The organism is Marinobacterium sp. xm-d-564, assembly GCF_013283345.1.
Lineage (GTDB): Bacteria > Pseudomonadota > Gammaproteobacteria > Pseudomonadales > Balneatricaceae > Marinobacterium_E.
This window is the reverse complement of sequence record NZ_WBYO01000005.1, coordinates 1-16,840: the sequence shown is the minus strand read 5'-3', so window position 1 is coordinate 16,840 and position 16,840 is coordinate 1. Positions and strand designations below refer to the sequence as shown.

General features: G+C 50.7%; 15 protein-coding genes. 7 read left to right on the top strand and 8 right to left on the bottom strand.

The annotated features are described in order from the left end of the window. Positions 1-16 precede the first annotated feature (16 nt). Both XMD564_RS06735 and XMD564_RS06730 read right to left on the bottom strand, forming a co-directional pair. Positions 17-976 carry an asparaginase gene (locus tag XMD564_RS06735; protein ID WP_173488968.1) on the bottom strand — a complete coding sequence of 320 codons (960 nt, stop codon included), beginning with the start codon at positions 974-976 and terminating at the stop codon, positions 17-19. After that, positions 969-1,985 (bottom strand): CYTH domain-containing protein, encoded by a 1,017-nt coding sequence (locus XMD564_RS06730; protein ID WP_173508020.1) that lies wholly within the window; start codon positions 1,983-1,985, stop codon positions 969-971. Before XMD564_RS06730 ends, XMD564_RS06735 begins: the two co-directional genes overlap by 8 nt. A 119-nt stretch (positions 1,986-2,104) precedes the next feature. On the opposite strand from XMD564_RS06730, the gene argE reads away from it, so the two are divergent. Beyond that, positions 2,105-3,259, top strand: a complete 1,155-nt coding sequence (gene argE, locus XMD564_RS06725) for an acetylornithine deacetylase (protein WP_173480033.1) — start codon at positions 2,105-2,107, stop codon at positions 3,257-3,259. Positions 3,260-3,261: 2 nt separating this feature from the next. Continuing rightward, positions 3,262-4,599, top strand: a complete 1,338-nt coding sequence (gene argA / locus XMD564_RS06720; protein WP_173480032.1) for an amino-acid N-acetyltransferase — start codon at positions 3,262-3,264, stop codon at positions 4,597-4,599. Here argA and XMD564_RS06715 read toward each other — a convergent pair whose 3' ends face one another. Genes XMD564_RS06715 through XMD564_RS06705 form a run of 3 tightly spaced genes read right to left on the bottom strand, consistent with a single transcriptional unit; the run spans position 4,600 to position 7,143 of the window. After that, a complete protein-coding gene (locus XMD564_RS06715; RefSeq protein WP_254442888.1) occupies positions 4,600-5,994 on the bottom strand; it encodes an ATP-binding protein in 1,395 nt (464 codons plus the stop codon). It lies immediately after the preceding gene. Continuing rightward, complete coding sequence (locus tag XMD564_RS06710; protein WP_173508019.1) at positions 5,972-6,652, bottom strand: response regulator transcription factor; 681 nt, start codon at positions 6,650-6,652, stop codon at positions 5,972-5,974. Before XMD564_RS06710 ends, XMD564_RS06715 begins: the two co-directional genes overlap by 23 nt. Next, positions 6,649-7,143 carry a PepSY domain-containing protein gene (locus tag XMD564_RS06705; protein WP_173480030.1) on the bottom strand — a complete coding sequence of 165 codons (495 nt, stop codon included), beginning with the start codon at positions 7,141-7,143 and terminating at the stop codon, positions 6,649-6,651. Before XMD564_RS06705 ends, XMD564_RS06710 begins: the two co-directional genes overlap by 4 nt. A gap of 188 nt (positions 7,144-7,331) precedes the next feature. Between XMD564_RS06705 and ilvD the strand changes: the two genes are divergently transcribed. Beyond that, complete coding sequence (gene ilvD, locus XMD564_RS06700) at positions 7,332-9,164, top strand: dihydroxy-acid dehydratase (RefSeq protein ID WP_173488965.1); 1,833 nt, start codon at positions 7,332-7,334, stop codon at positions 9,162-9,164. A 56-nt stretch (positions 9,165-9,220) separates the two neighbouring features. Here the strand turns inward: ilvD and uvrA are convergent, their stop codons facing one another. Next, positions 9,221-12,043 carry an excinuclease ABC subunit UvrA gene (gene uvrA, locus XMD564_RS06695; protein WP_173508018.1) on the bottom strand — a complete coding sequence of 941 codons (2,823 nt, stop codon included), beginning with the start codon at positions 12,041-12,043 and terminating at the stop codon, positions 9,221-9,223. A gap of 141 nt (positions 12,044-12,184) precedes the next feature. Here uvrA and ssb point away from each other — a divergent pair, with 141 nt between their 5' ends. The 3 genes from ssb (at position 12,185) to XMD564_RS06680 (ending at position 14,013) form a co-directional block, all read left to right on the top strand. Then, complete coding sequence (gene ssb / locus XMD564_RS06690; RefSeq protein ID WP_173480027.1) at positions 12,185-12,700, top strand: single-stranded DNA-binding protein; 516 nt, start codon at positions 12,185-12,187, stop codon at positions 12,698-12,700. A 69-nt stretch (positions 12,701-12,769) separates the two neighbouring features. Then, entirely contained in the window at positions 12,770-13,396 is a 627-nt protein-coding gene (locus XMD564_RS06685; RefSeq protein ID WP_173482818.1) for a LysE/ArgO family amino acid transporter, read from the top strand. Positions 13,397-13,404: 8 nt separating this feature from the next. Continuing rightward, positions 13,405-14,013, top strand: a complete 609-nt coding sequence (locus tag XMD564_RS06680) for a LysE family translocator (protein ID WP_173480025.1) — start codon at positions 13,405-13,407, stop codon at positions 14,011-14,013. Here the strand turns inward: XMD564_RS06680 and XMD564_RS06675 are convergent. Next, positions 14,002-14,775, bottom strand: coding sequence for a sulfite exporter TauE/SafE family protein (locus tag XMD564_RS06675; RefSeq protein WP_173488963.1), 774 nt, complete (start codon positions 14,773-14,775; stop codon positions 14,002-14,004). The genes XMD564_RS06680 and XMD564_RS06675 overlap by 12 nt on opposite strands. A 35-nt stretch (positions 14,776-14,810) precedes the next feature. Beyond that, positions 14,811-15,308 (bottom strand): hypothetical protein, encoded by a 498-nt coding sequence (locus tag XMD564_RS06670; RefSeq protein ID WP_173488962.1) that lies wholly within the window; start codon positions 15,306-15,308, stop codon positions 14,811-14,813. 191 nt (positions 15,309-15,499) lie between these two features. On the opposite strand from XMD564_RS06670, the gene XMD564_RS06665 reads away from it, so the two are divergent. Beyond that, positions 15,500-16,408: a dienelactone hydrolase family protein gene (locus XMD564_RS06665; protein WP_173495564.1), complete on the top strand. Its 909-nt coding sequence runs from the start codon at positions 15,500-15,502 to the stop codon at positions 16,406-16,408. Positions 16,409-16,840 lie beyond the last annotated feature (432 nt).

Sequence of the window (16,840 nt, the reverse complement as noted above, 5' to 3'; positions counted from 1 at the left end):
AAGGCTAAAGCTCTTCTCAGGGCTGAAGCTCTCCACAAAGCGGTTGTTGCCATTGGGCCTCAACCGCTTTTTTGTCTAAGCCTTTTGCAAACAGATAGTGCAGCTTGGCAAAGGCCGCTTCAGGTGTCATATCAAAGCCCGGCAATGCGCCCAACTCTGCTAACAAAGCTCCGGTCTCATAAGCCCCTGGAATGACTCGACCTTTCAGACACTGGGTCATGTTGACCAACAGCACACCTTTCTCATGAGCACGCCTTAGTGCATCGCCAAAGTCACTGCTGGTCGTTGGAATATTGCCACTGCCAAAGCTCAACAACACAACAGCTCGCAGGCGATCATCCGTCAGAAGCCCATCCATGATAGCGGCAGACATTCCGGGGTAGATCAAAAGGGTCGCGACTGCGCCCTCTTGGTAGCCCAGCACTTCTGGAACCGCAGCTTCATGGATAGATGAGATCTCACCGTTTGGCATCTCAAAAGCGACATAGTCCTGAGCATCCACTTTTCGAACGCGGTTTGCCTGAAGATTAAGTCCGCCAAAACAGACACGAACGCCTTCAACATCAGGCTGGGCCAGATAGCTAAGCGAATCCAACAGGTTAGTTGGCGCATCACTGCCCTCAACACCTAAGGGGTACTGAGATCCCGTCGCCACAACAGGCTGACTCAAACCCAGCAGCGCAAAGCTTAACGCCGATGCGGTGTACGCTAAGGTATCCGTGCCATGAATCACAATAAAGCCGGCATAGTGATGCTGTTCAGATAGGATCGTTTCGCAGATGCGCGTCCAATCATTTAAACGAAGATCGGAACTGTCGATGAGGGGAAGCAGGTCGACGAGATCAAATGAATAGTGCGCCAACTCTGGTACCTGTTCTCGCAGCCGTAATTCAAGATCGGCAGCGGGCGCCAGCCCGGCTTCACCTAGCACCATACCAAAGGTGCCACCGGTATTAATGATCAGAACCTTATTCATCACCCGCTCCTTGAGTCGTTTCACGAATGAAGTGAGCCGTTCTGAGCGCTAACTGACCGATTGAAGGATCATTCAAAAGATCAGCAGAGATCGATCGTGATCTCTCTTCAATGGTCTTATAAAAGGTTGGAGAGGAGCCGCTGAAATAGGCCAAATCATAAAGAGGCATGACTCGAGTAAGCAGTGCTTCGTACTCCTTCAGCAGCCCTGCAGAGGCTTCTAAATCACTTAACTGTCGCAACAGTGCAATCTGTTGTTCCAGGGCAGAACAGAGGGTGGTAATGACCGTTGGTGCGAGAGTGATTGGAATCAATTCATAACAGCGCTGCCAACAGATGGTCATGGCCGAGAGGCGCTCAACACGCTCAGCCAAATCGCCACGCTCCATGATAAGCGATGGCAACTCTGGGGCAGGAGGGTGCTCGAATCGTAGCTCCCAGCCACGCTGCGCCTTGCTACGCTGACCAATCCACAGTGGGCTCAATCGAGTCAATTGTTCAGCAAGATCAAACAGAGCACTGGCATCGCCCTGTTTTAGCTCTAACTCCACTTCAGAGATCGGCTCAATACGATTACCGGTTCGTACTTCACCCTGATCACAAGCGATCTCGATCTGCGTCTGTTCGCGTTGATAGAGCCAAGTTGTGCGCTTAAAGTTGGTTGAAAAGACAGGGTAGAGGCTGTCACTGTCGAGATCGGCGGGCAGCAACTCCTTTAGAAGATCCAACTTGAGATTGGGCCCATCGATCACCCACTCATATTCACCACGAGTGGAGAGCCCCGATGCATCGGTTATCCCAGTCGTTTTCAAAGTCTGCAGCCACTGATCGCCAGATTTACGAATGCGCAGCGCCATTTTCATCCGTTTCAAAGACTCATCCGGCGTATCGTAGTAGAGATTGAGAAGGAGCTTTGATTCACTGGGTAAGTCACTTAAAAACGGCAGTGCGCAGACCTGTGCTGCCACAGTCGGAAGGCAACCTAACTTTAACTCAAGCTCTTTGGACATGATTCCATTCTCAATAACGCGGATGTTTAAGCCATTGTACAAGAGTTTTGAGCTCTGAATCAGTGACCAACGCACTGGAACAGGATAAAGTCAGATGAAATATTTATGGAGAGCCGACCATGCCCATGCCACCCAAGCCGATAGAGATGATCAGTTCACTGATAGCTGTGCCCTCTATCAGCTCAACCACACCGAAATGGGATCACTCAAACCTCGGCGTCATTGAGTTACTGCACAGCTGGTGTGAATCGCTAGGGTTTCAATGTGAGGTGATGCCGGTTCCCAACAACCCAGGCAAAGCCAATCTAATAGCAACCTTGGGCACAGGACCTGGCGGTCTCGTTCTCTCTGGCCATACCGATACTGTGCCCTGTGATCCAGAGCTGTGGAAATCAGACCCTTTTAAAGTCGAAGAGCGTGATCAAAAACTGTATGGGCTGGGCACCTGTGACATGAAAGGCTTTTTAGCACTGGCGATTGAAGCCGCCAAGCAATACAAAGATACACCCTTACAAGCACCGCTGATCATTCTCGCAACAGCCGATGAGGAGTCCTCGATGTCTGGGGCAAGAGCCTTGGTCGATGCGGGCAAACCCAAAGCACGTGCTGCGTTGATCGGCGAGCCGACCAGCCTGAAACCGATCAGAATGCATAAAGGCATGATGATGGAAGCGGTTCGCATTGAGGGGCAAGCGGGTCACTCATCCGATCCATCGCTTGGGGCCAATGCGCTAGAGGCGATGAGTGGTGTGATGAATGAGCTGCTCACAATACGCAGCGAGCTTCAGTCTAAGTATCAGAACTCAAACTTTAGAATCGACGTCCCGACCATGAATTTGGGCTGTATCCACGGTGGTGATAATCCCAATCGGATCTGTGGGCAGTGTGAGTTGGAGTTTGACCTTCGCCCGCTACCTGGCATGTCGATGGATGGACTGCGAAACCTAATCAGCGATCGGCTCAAGCCGATAGAGCAGAAGCACAGAGTGGATCTGAGTGTTCGCTCACTATTCCCCGGCATCCCTCCGTTTGAACAGAGCGAAAGCGAATTTGTGGCATGTGTCGAACGACTCACTGGACACAAAGCGGAAGCGGTCGCATTTGGCACAGAGGCGCCCTTCCTGCAGCAGATGGGGATGCAGACACTGGTACTCGGACCTGGGTCGATTGATCAGGCTCACCAGCCAGATGAGTTCTTAGCGCTGGATCAATTCGCTCCAACCCTCGATCTGTTGCATAATCTAATCAATCAATACTGTGTGAAAGGCTGTTAACGATGGATAGCTCATCGAACTATGTGAAGTGGTTTAGGCACTCATCACCCTACATCCACCATCATCGTGATAAAACGATGGTGATGATGCTGACGGGTGAAGCCGTTGCCAGCGACAACTTTGCTAACATTATTCATGACATTGCGCTGCTGAATGGCTTAGGTGTTAAGCTCGTTCTGGTGCACGGTGCGCGCCCACAAATTGATCAACGCCTTCAAGCTGCCGGCAAAGAGGTTAGACTGCACCACGATCAGCGTATTACCTCACCCGACCTAATGGGTGATGTCATTGATGCCGTGGCCAATGTCAGAACCGAATTTGAAGCACGCCTCTCTATGAGCCTTGCCAACACACCGATGCACGGCGCCAAAATACGTGTTGTTAGTGGCAACTTTGTTATGGCTAAACCGCTGGGTGTTCTTGATGGCGTGGACATGGGATTAACCGGCGAGCTGCGTCGCGTCGACAGTGAAGCGATTCAGCAGCAGTTAGCCCTAGAGAACATAGTGCTGGTGACCAACCTGGGTTACTCACCGACTGGAGAGATCTTCAACCTATCGGTTGAGGAGGTCGCAGTGAATGTAGCGACAGCATTGAACGCCGACAAACTTGTGCTGTTTGGCGCACAGCAGGGTATACGTGATAGCCAAGGCGAGTTACGCAGTGAACTGCTCGCGTCGACGGCTAAACGTCTGGTTTCGCACTATTTAGCGAATATTGATGACCCGACTCAACCACACTCCGAGATCGCTTGTCTGCTTGGTGCCGCGGCCGATGCTTGTGAGCGTGGTGTGCCACGTTGTCACCTAGTGAGCTACCAAGAGGATGGTGCACTGCTAACGGAACTGTTCACCCGAGACGGTTACGGCACAATGGTCAGCCGCCACTCCTATGAGCAGGTCAGGGAAGCGAGCATCGATGATGTCGGCGGTCTGATTGATCTTATCGCCCCTCTAGAGCAGGCCGGTGTGTTGGTGCGCCGCTCTAGAGAGCTGCTCGAATCTGAAATTGAGCGCTTCTCTGTCATTGAACGAGATAATGCGATCATTGGCTGTGCCGCCCTCTACCCCTTCCATGAAGAGGGCGTTGGTGAGCTTGCCGGAATAGCCGTCAGTGATGAGTATCGTGGTGGTGAACGTGGTGATAGTCTGCTTGAGCACATTACTGAGCGAGCTAAAGCCATTGGCCTTAAAGAGTTGTTTGTACTGACAACAAGAACCGCACACTGGTTCTTGGAGAGAGGCTTTGTAGAGCGCGATTTAAGCGCACTACCCACTGAACGTCAGGCGCTCTATAACTTTCAAAGAAACTCAAAAGTCTTCTTTAAAATCTTGGAGTAATCACTCCTCACCAGCCGGAAGGCGGAGTCTAATCTGGGCTCCGCCAAGCTCCGACTGCGCTATTTCGATACCCCCGTTGTAACTGCTGACAATATCCGTCACAACGGCTAAACCTATGCCCTGACCAGGTCGAGAGGTGTCGAGACGAGCACCTCGTTCAATGACAACCTGATGTTCCTCTGTCGAGATAGCTTGGCCATCATTCTCTATAACAATCTCTAACCACTGCTGCTCTTGCGTCGCAGAGAGACGAACCTGATGATCACAATACTTAAAGGCGTTCTCAATCAGATTACCCAGCATCTCCATCAGATCTCGTTCATCACCCGCGAAGAAATGATTTAACCCTTCACGCTCGACATCGATCTCTTTTGCGGCATAGACCCGGCCAAGTGCATTAACAATACGATCGACCGACAACAGCAGGCTGGTGGCGCCTGTCATAGCCTGCTCTTTAGACTTCACCGCACGGCTCAATTGATACTGCACAATCTGAGTCATGCGATCACTCTGCTCTTCAACCAAGCGTTTATAGCTCGATTGCGAGTGTTGCTCTTCTCCGGCACCACGAATCACTGCCAGTGGTGTTTTAAGACTGTGTGCAAGGTCGCCTAGGGTGTTGCGGTAGCGCTCTCGTTGCGAGCGCTCGGATTCGATCAGGCGGTTCAAGTTCTTGGTAATACGCTCCACCTCATAGGGATAGACACCTTCAAGCTTCTCCGCATCACCCTGCTCAATCATAGAGAGGTCGTCCGCAAGATCATCCAAGGGTTTCAGACCCCAACGAAGAATAAAGAACTGCAGCAAAAGAGCCAGCAAGTAGACCGCTAATAACCAACCCCACAACTGGCGTTGGAAGGCTAGCAGCTCTTCCATCGCGGCCGCATCTGAACTCACTATCGCGATGGTGTAACGAAACTCCTTCTCTTCAATCTCCCAAACCAGTGGGTAGACGTAGAGGTAGAATCCTTGATCTTTTAAGTGCTGAAATCGACTACTGCCCGGCTCCGGCTGGATGGTTGAAACCTGAATGAGAAACTGCTCTTCGAGCAGTGCACTCGACTCAGACTGCCAACGCAATAGACCTTGAGCATCGAACACCAGCCCTGATAATCCAGATTGGACCTGACTGAAACGCGGCTCTTGAAGGCGGCGTGGTAGGACGAGCTCCCCCTCCACCAGATCAGCGGACCCCAAAATACCATAGGTTTGCAGTTGCGCTTGGGAGCGCTCCGATGCAAACAGACTGCTCTCGTAGGCGTTCTGCAGTGCTGCACCGGCGAAAATAATCAGAATAGGGAGCAGCACAATCGACGCCCAAAGGAGTCGAGTCTGCAGAGATCCGGGCACCCATTTGATGCCCGAAAAGAACTTATTCAGAGGCTTCCAGAGCAAAACGATAGCCTAGACCTCGGACGGTCATGATCGGATGCAAGGTCTGATCAGGATCCAGTTTTTGACGAAGACGACGAACAAACACTTCCAACACATTGGAGTCGCGATCGTAATCTTGATGGTAGAGATGCTCAGTCAACTCAGCTTTAGAGATTGTCTTACCGGCGTGCACCATTAGGTACTCCAATGTGCGGTATTCATAGCTGGTCAGTTTAATTTCTGAGCCATTAACAAATACGGCACGTGCGACCGTATCCAAAGTAATGAGGCCAAAGGTCATCTGCGGGGAGGCGTGACCAGCTGCACGACGAAGCAGTGCATTCACGCGCGCATTCAGCTCTTCCATGTGAAAAGGTTTAACAAGGTAATCGTCAGCGCCCGCTTCTAACCCCTCTACCTTATCCTGCCAATCACCGCGTGCCGTAAGAATCAAAATAGGAAACTGTCTCTGCGCTTTACGCCAGCCTCGAATAACATCAAGGCCTGACATGCCGGGTAGGCCAATATCGACAATCGCAAGATCGTATTCAAACTCACTGCCCTGGTAGAGCGCTTCGTTACCATCACCGCAATCTTCTACAGTATAAGCACGACCCGATAGACCGCTGACTAGCTGACGACGTAGATCCGGATCGTCCTCAACGACGAGTATTTTCACTGTGCAGCCTCCTCACTTAAAGGAGCTTTCTCGCTTACAGGAACATCCTCGGTTACCGTATCCGATTCAGCTTCTGCAGCAAGCGGCTCTTCAAGAGGCTTAATAATGTCACCATTAGCTGCATCAATAACGACGTCTTTAACACGCCCTTCGTTAACAATACGGATAGTGAAAAGAAGCAGTCCAGCTTCGTCCGGTGTCTCTTCCGCTTTCACCACTTCACCACCGAATGTGTCGATGGCCAGATCAGCTGCAGCCTTAAGATCAAAGGGCAATTGCACATCAGCCACACTCACTTCAGCGGCACTGGTCGACTCAGGGGTGACAACAGGATCAATGACACCTTCAGGAATTGCAACGGCTTCAGGCGAAGTAACATCTGCTTCAACAACAGCAGTAACCGCATCGGCCACGGCCTCTTTATCAGCGGCACTAGCAACAGAAAACCCCAAAAACACGGGGCTCAACATCAACAAAAATAAGTGTTTCAAACACTCCTCCAAACACGAGGATAGAACAATGATTATTAGAATAACTCAGCACATATTAATTGAGTCTGAATCGGTAAAAAACCCTACTCAGAATAAGGAACCTGCGAACAAGTCTTTAAGCTGATCATTTCGTTCAATCTGATATACTGAGTGGATAATTTTTTGGCGTAATCAAAAGAGAGAAGACGATGCCACAGTACCGTTCAAAAACATCCACCGCTGGCCGCAATATGGCTGGTGCCCGCGCGCTTTGGCGTGCAACTGGCATGAAAGATGATGACTTTCACAAACCGATCATTGCCGTAGCCAACTCATTTACTCAGTTCGTTCCCGGCCACGTTCACCTAAAAGACATGGGGCAGCTAGTCGCACGTGAGATCGAACGTGCGGGCGGTGTTGCAAAAGAGTTCAACACCATTGCCGTCGATGACGGCATCGCGATGGGCCACGACGGTATGCTCTACTCTCTACCTAGCCGTGACATCATCGCCGATTCAGTGGAGTACATGGTGAACGCACACTGTGCCGATGCCATTGTCTGCATCTCTAACTGTGACAAGATCACACCGGGAATGTTGATGGCCTCTATGCGCCTGAACATCCCTGTTATCTTCGTCACCGGCGGCCCAATGGAAGCCGGCAAGACAAAACTAGCAGAGCACAAACTCGATCTAGTCGATGCAATGGTACTGGCAGCCGATCCAACGGCTTCCGATGAGACAGTAGACGCCGTTGAGCGCTCAGCCTGTCCAACCTGTGGTTCTTGTTCTGGTATGTTTACGGCCAACTCGATGAACTGTTTGGCAGAAGCTTTAGGTCTTGCTCTACCAGGTAACGGTACGGTCGTGGCAACCCACGCTGACCGTGAAAACCTCTTCCTAGAGGCAGGCCGCCGCATCGTTGAGATGGCAAAGGACTACTACGAGAATGACAACGAACGCGTTCTACCTCGTAGCGTTGGATTCAAAGCCTTTGAAAACGCGATCACGCTGGATATCGCAATGGGCGGTTCTACCAATACCATTCTTCACCTTCTAGCGATTGCTCAAGAGGCAGAGATCGACTTCACATTGGCTGACATCGATCGTCTTTCACGCGTCGTCCCACAGCTCTGTAAAGTGGCGCCAAATACACCTAAATACCACATTGAAGATGTACACCGTGCGGGTGGCATCATGGCCATTTTGGGTGAGCTCGATCGTGGCGGCAAATTACACACCGACGTTCCAAGCGTAGCTGGTAAAGATATGGCTGAAGTGCTCGACAAATGGGACATCATGCGTAATCCAACACCGGAAGTCGTTGAGTTCTACAAAGCGGGTCCTGCCGGCATTCCAACTCAACAAGCCTTCTCTCAATCGACGCGCTGGCCATCTCTTGATGGGGATCGCGCCGAGGGTTGTATCCGTTCAGTAGAGCACGCTTTCTCTCAAGAGGGTGGCCTAGCGGTACTGTTCGGCAACCTAGCTCAAGATGGTTGTGTTGTGAAAACAGCCGGTGTTGATGACTCGATCCTTGTGTTTGAAGGACCCGCACACATCACCGAATCTCAAGACGAAGCGGTTGATCACATCCTAAACGACCAGGTCAAAGCGGGTGACGTTGTCATTGTTCGTTACGAAGGCCCTAAGGGTGGCCCAGGCATGCAAGAGATGCTCTACCCAACGTCATACATCAAGTCTAAGGGTCTAGGTAAAGCCTGTGCTCTACTTACTGATGGTCGTTTCTCGGGTGGTACTTCAGGCCTATCGATCGGTCACGTCTCACCAGAAGCTGCTGGTGGCGGTAACATCGGTCTTGTTCGAGATGGCGATATGATTCGTATCGACATTCCGAATCGCACCATCGATGTGCTTGTCAGCGATGAAGAGCTAGCGACTCGTCGCGCAGCTCAAGATGCTGCGGGATGGAAGCCTGCTAAAGAGCGTCCTCGTAAAGTCTCTGCAGCGCTAAAAGCCTACGCGAAACTCGTTACGGCAGCAGATAAGGGTGCCGTTCGCGATCTTAGTCAGCTGGACTGATCTCAAGCGACATAAAAAAGCCGGCAGATGTGCCGGCTTTTTTGTAGCTGTCGGTTTTAGAGCATCGGTTTCAGGAAACGCCCTGTCTCGGACCCTTGAGTATCAGCCACCTGCTCAGGGGTTCCTTCAGCGACAATACGGCCACCGCCACTGCCACCTTCAGGCCCCAAGTCGACTATCCAATCCGCCGTTTTAATCACATCGAGGTTGTGCTCGATGACAACGATGGTATTGCCGTGATCGCGCAGACGATTGAGAACAGTCAACAACTGTTCAATATCATAGAAGTGCAGACCAGTCGTCGGCTCATCGAGAATGTAGAGTGTTTTTCCCGTATCACGCTTAGAGAGCTCTTTGGCCAACTTAACGCGCTGCGCCTCACCACCAGACAGGGTCGTTGCCGCTTGGCCTAATCGGATGTAACTCAAGCCGACATCGATCAGAGTCTGTAGTCGGCGAGCCAAGGCTGGGATAGCATCGAAGAACTCTCGTGCGTCCTCAACCGTTTGGTCCAACACTTCGTGGATGTTTTTACCCTTGTACTGAACTTCCAGAGTTTCGCGGTTGTAACGCTTCCCTTTACAAACATCACAGGGCACGTACACATCCGGTAGGAAGTGCATCTCTACCTTAATAACACCATCACCTTGACAGGCTTCACAGCGTCCGCCTTTAACGTTGAAGCTGAATCGGCCAGGTTTGTAGCCACGTGAACGAGCCTCTTGGGTACCGGCAAACAGCTCACGTACTTGAGTAAAGATACCGGTGTAAGTTGCAGGGTTTGAACGAGGGGTACGACCGATTGGACTCTGATCGATATCGATCACCTTATCGAAGTGGTCCATACCGACCACCTTCTTATACGGAGCTGGCGTTAAGGTCGTCGCGTTATTCAGTTCCGTTGCCGCAATCGGGTAGAGCGTATTATTAATTAGTGTCGACTTACCAGAGCCCGATACACCGGTGATACAGGTAAACAGGCCAACCGGAATCTCTAGGTCGACGTTTTGCAGATTGTTACCAGAGGCCCCAAACAGTTTGAGCGACTTCTTAGGATCACGCTCATGGCGCTGCTTGGGCACCTCAATGGCACGCTTGCCGGAGAGGTATTGACCAGTAAGTGAGCGCTCACTGTTAACGATATCCTCATAGCTTCCAGAACCAACAACCTCGCCACCGTGTACACCGGCACCAGGACCAATATCAATAATATGATCAGCTTGGCGGATCGCATCCTCGTCGTGCTCAACGACAATCACGGTATTACCCAGGTCGCGTAGATGCTCAAGCGTCTTCAAAAGACGCTCATTATCGCGTTGGTGCAGACCGATAGAGGGCTCATCTAGGATGTACATCACACCGACTAGACCGGCACCAATCTGACTGGCCAGACGAATACGCTGAGCTTCGCCGCCTGATAGAGTCTCTGCACTGCGCTCTAGAGAGAGGTAATCAAGTCCGACATTGACAAGGAAGCTGAGTCGTTCACGGATCTCTTTCAGCACTTTCTCTGCGATCTCGCCCTGTTTTCCCTCTAGCTTCAAGCCATTGAAGTAGTCCAATGCTGAACCAATGGGGTAACGTACAAGCTCTGGCAGTGTCTTGTCATCGATGAATACGTGACGCGCTTCACGACGCAGACGACTGCCAGAACAACTCGGACAAGGCTGCATGTTGATGTACTTCGCTAAGTCATCACGCACCATGTCTGACTCAGTCTCTTTATAACGACGCTCAAGGTTATTAATAACCCCTTCAAAAGCGTGTGATTTAGAGACGATATCGCCACGATCATTCAGGTAGCGGAATGGTACTGTCTCAGTACCGCTGCCATAGAGGATCACCTCTTGATGCTTTTTAGACAGATCCTTAAACGGCGTATCGATATCAAAGCCGTAGTGTTCGGCAACTGCTTTAAGCTGTTGGAAATAGTAAAGCGTGCGTCGATCCCAACCACGAATTGCCCCTTCAGAGAGCGTCAGAGTGTTATCTTGAACAACCTTGTTGGGATCAAAATACTGCTTAACCCCCAAACCATCGCAGCTTGGGCAAGCGCCGTGTGGGTTGTTGAAAGAGAAGAGGCGCGGCTCTAGCTCTTGAATGGAGTGCCCACACTTAGGACAAGCAAAACGCGCAGAGAAGATCATCTCTTCGCCCGCACCCTCATCCATCCAATCAACCGTTGCCAGACCGTCGGTAAGATTGATGGCGGTTTCAAACGACTCAGCAAGACGTTGCTGTAGGTCAGATCGCACTTTAAAACGATCTACGACCACATCAATACGGTGCTTCTTGTTCTTATCGAGCGCCGGGACATCATCTAAATCAACAACCGTGCCATCAATACGAGCTCGAACAAAGCCTTGGGCTCTTAACTCATTCAAAGTGTGCAGATGCTCGCCTTTACGATCCTGCACAACAGGTGCCAGTAGCATCAGTTTAGACCCCTCTGGCAGTGCCAACACTTGGTCGACCATCTGACTGATAGTTTGCGCCTTTAGAGGTAGATCATGATCAGGACAACGCGGTTCACCCGCACGAGCGTAAAGAAGGCGCAGGTAGTCATAGATCTCAGTAATGGTACCGACCGTTGAACGCGGGTTGTGGGAGGTCGACTTCTGCTCAATAGAGATGGCCGGCGAGAGACCTTCAATGTGGTCCACCTCGGGTTTTTCCATCATCGATAGGAACTGACGCGCGTAGGTAGAGAGTGACTCGACATAACGTCGCTGTCCCTCAGCATAGAGCGTATCGAAGGCAAGTGAGGACTTACCAGATCCCGATAGACCGGTGACTACGACTAACTTATCGCGGGGTATCTCTAGATCGATCCCTTTAAGGTTATGGGTGCGCGCACCGCGTACCAGAATTGTGTCCATTACTGCTCCGGCCGTGAAAAAACGAGTACTATATCATGCAGTTCAATACGACAGATAAGTAGATTGCAATTACGGCTGAATCGCCGCTTTTGATCTGTTAAAGTAACCTAAATTGATTAAAGTTTTTGTGCGGAGATAAGAATGGCACGCGGTATTAATAAAGTAATTCTAGTGGGTAACATTGGTGGTGACCCAGAGACTCGTTACATGCCAAACGGTGGTGCGGTGACCAACATCACACTGGCAACCAGTGACTCTTGGAAAGACAAGAACACGGGGCAAATGAACGAACGTACCGAGTGGCACCGCATTGTATTCTTTAACCGCCTTGCTGAGATCGCTGGTGAGTACCTTCGCAAAGGTTCAAAAGTCTACGTTGAAGGCGCACTGCGTACCCGTAAATGGCAGGGTCAAGATGGCCAAGATCGCTACACTACTGAAATCGTAGCGAGCGAAATGCAGATGCTAGATGGCCGAAATGGCGGTGGCGACAACATGGGCGGCGGTTACCAACAGCAGGGCGGCGATATGGGTTACAACCAACAACCTCAGCAAAGTGCACCGCGTCAACAAGCGCCTCAGCAGGCGCCGCAACAACAAGCCCCGCAACAGCAGCCTCCTGCGTTTGATGACTTTGATGATGACATCCCGTTCTAAGCGATCGCTTAGATAGGATAGCCATCAAGAAGCCACGAACTCCGTGGCTTCTTTTGGTTTGGACCGACTATGACATTGCTACCGACTGCTTACATTACAGGTGCCATTACCGGAGCGAGCTTAATCGCTGCGATTGGTGCTCAAAATGCCTTTGTATTAACCCAAGGAGTTAAGCAGCACTACTTTTGGCAGATTGCCCTCACCTGCGCATTGATCGATACCCTGTTAATTTTTGCGGGTGCCGCCGGCATGGGTGCTTTAATCAATCGCTCCGAGCTATTTTTAACCTTGGTTACCTGGGGCGGTGCTGCCTTTTTGATACTCTATGGATGCAAAGCAGGGTTGTCGGCACTCAAAAGCAACACTCTACAAGCTAATAAAAGCGCAGGTTTTAGCAGCCTCTCTACAGCATTGATGGCAACCGCAGCCTTAAGCCTGCTTAACCCCCATGTCTACCTAGATACTGTGGTACTACTGGGCAGCATTGCAGGGCGTTATGACAGCCTAGACACTTATTGGTTTGCAGCCGGTGCATCCAGTTTCTCTCTGCTCTGGTTTTTAACCATTAGCTACGGTGCGAGAGCGCTTACACCTCTGTTTGCCAATCCACTGGCTTGGCGCGTATTAGATTGCCTCGTAGCCCTTACTATGTGGACAATAGCTTACCTGCTGTTAACCGACTCTTTAGGGAAATAGGGAGAGATATGAACGAAGCTCAATGGTGGATATTCCTTCCAGCCTGTATCGGGATGAACTTTTTCCCTGGTCCCAATAACCTGATAGCACTGATACATGGGACACGCACTTCACTCTTTGCTGCATCAGTTGCCGGTCTTGCGCGTCTACCCGTCATGGTGGTGATGCTGGTTCTGCTTGCTTATGGCCTAGAAGCGCTGCTTGCACTGAGCGAACACGCTTTCTTTGTTATGAAGCTAATCGGTGCCGCTTACTTGCTCTACATGGCCTGGCAATCACTCCGTGCACAGGTCAACCTGAACAGTGTCGATGCACAAGAGACAAAAATCTGGGAGATGGCTCGATCAGAAGCGATCGTCGCCTCAACCAACCCTAAGTTGATCCTGATCTTCACCGCCTTCTTTCCACAATTTATGGATCCAACAGCCAATATCGCCGAGCAGGTTACTGTCATGGGCGGGACGTTTATTGTGATAGAGATCGGTGCGTTAATTGCTTATGCATCGGGTGGCCGCTGGTTACAGAAAAAACTCGCTGATGAGTCAAACACTAAGTGGTTGGCGCGTTTCACCGCAACAGCATTAACGGCCGCGGCTGGTTTGGTGTTAATGCCATAAAAACGATTCGATCCCCTGCCACAGTAATCGCAGCGCAAGCAGAGTAATGACCAGTCGAAACAGCTGATTAAAGAGATCAGAAGAGATCTTGTGCAGAATGTTGAGTCCGACCCAAGTGCCTATTGCGCCCGATAGGATCATCAATGAGATGAGGGGCAGCCACTCAAGAAATGAGAATCCAACAAACGCGAACACAACACCCTTTAATAGATGTTGCCCCGTCAATGCAGCGGCCATTGTCGCTACTTTCGATAGCTTATCCGCTCCAGTGCGGTAGACAAGCCCTCCGACTAAAGGGCCGGTTGCTCCAACAAACATCGAGATAATCGTGGTTAACCCACCTGCTACAACTGCCCCTTTTGGAGAGAGACCACCCCCTTTCGGTTTAGGCCCCCAAACGATCCATAATATAAATAGGCCAACCGCAATTTGAATCCACGTCAGGGGCAACTGAACGACGATGAACGACGCAATCACCGCTCCTATGACGGCACCCGCCATAAATTGAGCGATCAATGGACGATCAATATGGCGCCAAGTCAGCAGTGCACGATTAAAATTAGAGCCAAATTGGACCAATCCATGCACCGGAATCAGTGCAGCAAGCGGCATTATCTGCGCCAAGACCGCTAGCAACAGCGCGCCGCCACCAATGCCAAGCGTTGCCGTTAGCAGCGAGGTAAAGCCTGAAAGCACAATTAGAAACCAAGATTCTGATACGGTCAGCAAATCGGGTAGCAGGGCGTTAATGGATGCGAGCATAGTAAATAAACTGTTAATGGAATTTTGACGCGGTCTTAATGGACCAGGGCCGGCTGAGTCACTGAGGGGGACTGCTGAAGCCAACTAGGCCATTTATCATAGTGCCACTCAGCGACCTCAAATAGCCGGTGCATAATATTTAGCCACTGACGAGCATTAACACGAGGCATGGCAAGAGTGGCACACTCCTCATCACAGAATAGCTTTAACGTCAGTTGCTCATGCGAGACATTCAGATCAACACGATTGATTAACCACTCAGAACTGCCCTCTATCGCCTTAACAGGTGCCTCTTCGACCTGAGCTTGTTGAGCACGGTGTTGAGTAAATGATTGAAGAGTATCCGACTCAGGACGCCCCACTGTCTCTGATTCAATCGCTTTAACCATCGCCTCAATGAGGCGCACCAAAAGACGACGCGTTAGCCAAATGACAATCGTTTGCTGCTGACTCTCTTCGACCACCATTCGAATTCGGTCCTCAGACGGTGAGAACTCGGTGGTGAAGCGATTAATAGTGAAATCTGATGGCATATTAGAATTAGATAAACGGAACGAATGGCACGCAGCCCGACACAAGCAGGGCCGTTAATAAAAATATCATTAGGCGCATTTCAAAATCCTAAGCTATAAATAAGAGACTCATTATAGAGTTTGCTCCAGTAGTAAGAAACCGACGCATAGGCAAAAGAGTATCTGTAAATCATCAGCACAGGAGTGCAACCATGGATATGCAACAAAAAGAACAAACCCCGCTGACCATTCCTCAGGTCGCGTTTGATTGGTACGACGAATATGCACACGGTGATATTGACCGACGCACCTTCCTAGCGCGCTTAGGCACTTTAGGCATTGCAGGATTAACCCTTGGCGCAATGACGACAGCACTGACACCAAACTACGCCCTGGCGGAACAGGTCTCATTCAATGATCCCGAAATCAAAGGGAGATATGTAGAGTTCGAGTCGCCTGAAGGCCATGGAAAAGGGCGCGGATACCTAGTTGTTCCAGCAGGGGTCGATGAGATGAATGATGCGCCGACCGTACTGGTTGCCCACGAGAACCGTGGTTTGAATCCATACATCGAGGACGTCGCTAGACGTCTGGCCAAAGCAGGCTATATCGCCTTTGCACCCGATGCTCTCTATCCATTGGGTGGTTACCCAGGCAACGATGACGAAGGCCGCGCAATGCAGCGTACGTTAGAGCGAAGCAAAATCGTTGCAGACTTCATTGCAGCCGCTCAGTTTATTAAGAATCACGAGTTCAGCAGTGGCAAACTGGGTATGGTTGGATTCTGCTTTGGTGGCTACCTAGTCAATCAACTAGCGATCGATCTAGGATCAGATTTGAACGCCGGTGTTCCCTTCTATGGAACGCCTGCTGAAGACGGATTTGAGAAGATCACTGCTCCATTACAGTTCCACTTTGCAGAACTGGATAAGCGCGTGAATGGAACCTGGGTCGACTACCAGCCTATATTGGATAAGCTTGGTAAAACCTATACCGCTCATACCTACCCAGGTGTAAACCACGGCTTCCACAACGACTCGACAGCACGCTATAGCGAAGCTGAAGCAGAGCTGGCATGGGAGAGAACCCTAGAATTCTTTGCCAAGCATTTGAGGGGGTAGTTGGAGCGGTCTTGCGAAGGCCGGGAAGGTTGGGCGCGTAATTGGACAGCAGATGACAGGCTAAAGCCAGTCACTGGTGTGCTTAACTCACTACGAAGCTACGGTGACTGGCCTTCAGCCTGTCATCCGCTGTTGACGTTGGCAGAGATCTTTTTTAAAACCGTTGGAGCGGTCTTGCAAAGGCCGCGATGGATTTGGCAGAGATCCTGTACGAAGTTCGAAATGACCTACAATAGGTTACGAACGGTGTTCGTAATCGCTTCGCGACGCCGTTGGCGCCTCCCCAGCGCACCTTCGGTGCATCTGTGGTCACATGGGCATTCGCTCAGAAGTCTCCTTGCTACCAAAAAACAAAAAACCCCAGGACCTTTCGGTACTGGGGTTCTTTGTTTATTAGGTGCCTGGCAATGACCTACTCTCACATGGGGAAAC

Excerpts from the sequence above, each read along its gene's own strand:
- XMD564_RS06735 (WP_173488968.1), bottom strand. The coding sequence starts at position 976 with ATGAATAAGGTTCTGATCATTAATACCGGTGGCACCTTTGGTATGGTG.
- XMD564_RS06730 (WP_173508020.1), bottom strand. The coding sequence starts at position 1,985 with ATGTCCAAAGAGCTTGAGTTAAAGTTAGGTTGCCTTCCGACTGTGGCA.
- argE (WP_173480033.1), top strand. The coding sequence starts at position 2,105 with ATGCCCATGCCACCCAAGCCGATAGAGATGATCAGTTCACTGATAGCT.
- argA (WP_173480032.1), top strand. The coding sequence starts at position 3,262 with ATGGATAGCTCATCGAACTATGTGAAGTGGTTTAGGCACTCATCACCC.
- ilvD (WP_173488965.1), top strand. The coding sequence starts at position 7,332 with ATGCCACAGTACCGTTCAAAAACATCCACCGCTGGCCGCAATATGGCT.
- uvrA (WP_173508018.1), bottom strand. The coding sequence starts at position 12,043 with ATGGACACAATTCTGGTACGCGGTGCGCGCACCCATAACCTTAAAGGG.
- ssb (WP_173480027.1), top strand. The coding sequence starts at position 12,185 with ATGGCACGCGGTATTAATAAAGTAATTCTAGTGGGTAACATTGGTGGT.
- XMD564_RS06685 (WP_173482818.1), top strand. The coding sequence starts at position 12,770 with ATGACATTGCTACCGACTGCTTACATTACAGGTGCCATTACCGGAGCG.
- XMD564_RS06680 (WP_173480025.1), top strand. The coding sequence starts at position 13,405 with ATGAACGAAGCTCAATGGTGGATATTCCTTCCAGCCTGTATCGGGATG.
- XMD564_RS06675 (WP_173488963.1), bottom strand. The coding sequence starts at position 14,775 with ATGCTCGCATCCATTAACGCCCTGCTACCCGATTTGCTGACCGTATCA.
- XMD564_RS06670 (WP_173488962.1), bottom strand. The coding sequence starts at position 15,308 with ATGCCATCAGATTTCACTATTAATCGCTTCACCACCGAGTTCTCACCG.
- XMD564_RS06665 (WP_173495564.1), top strand. The coding sequence starts at position 15,500 with ATGGATATGCAACAAAAAGAACAAACCCCGCTGACCATTCCTCAGGTC.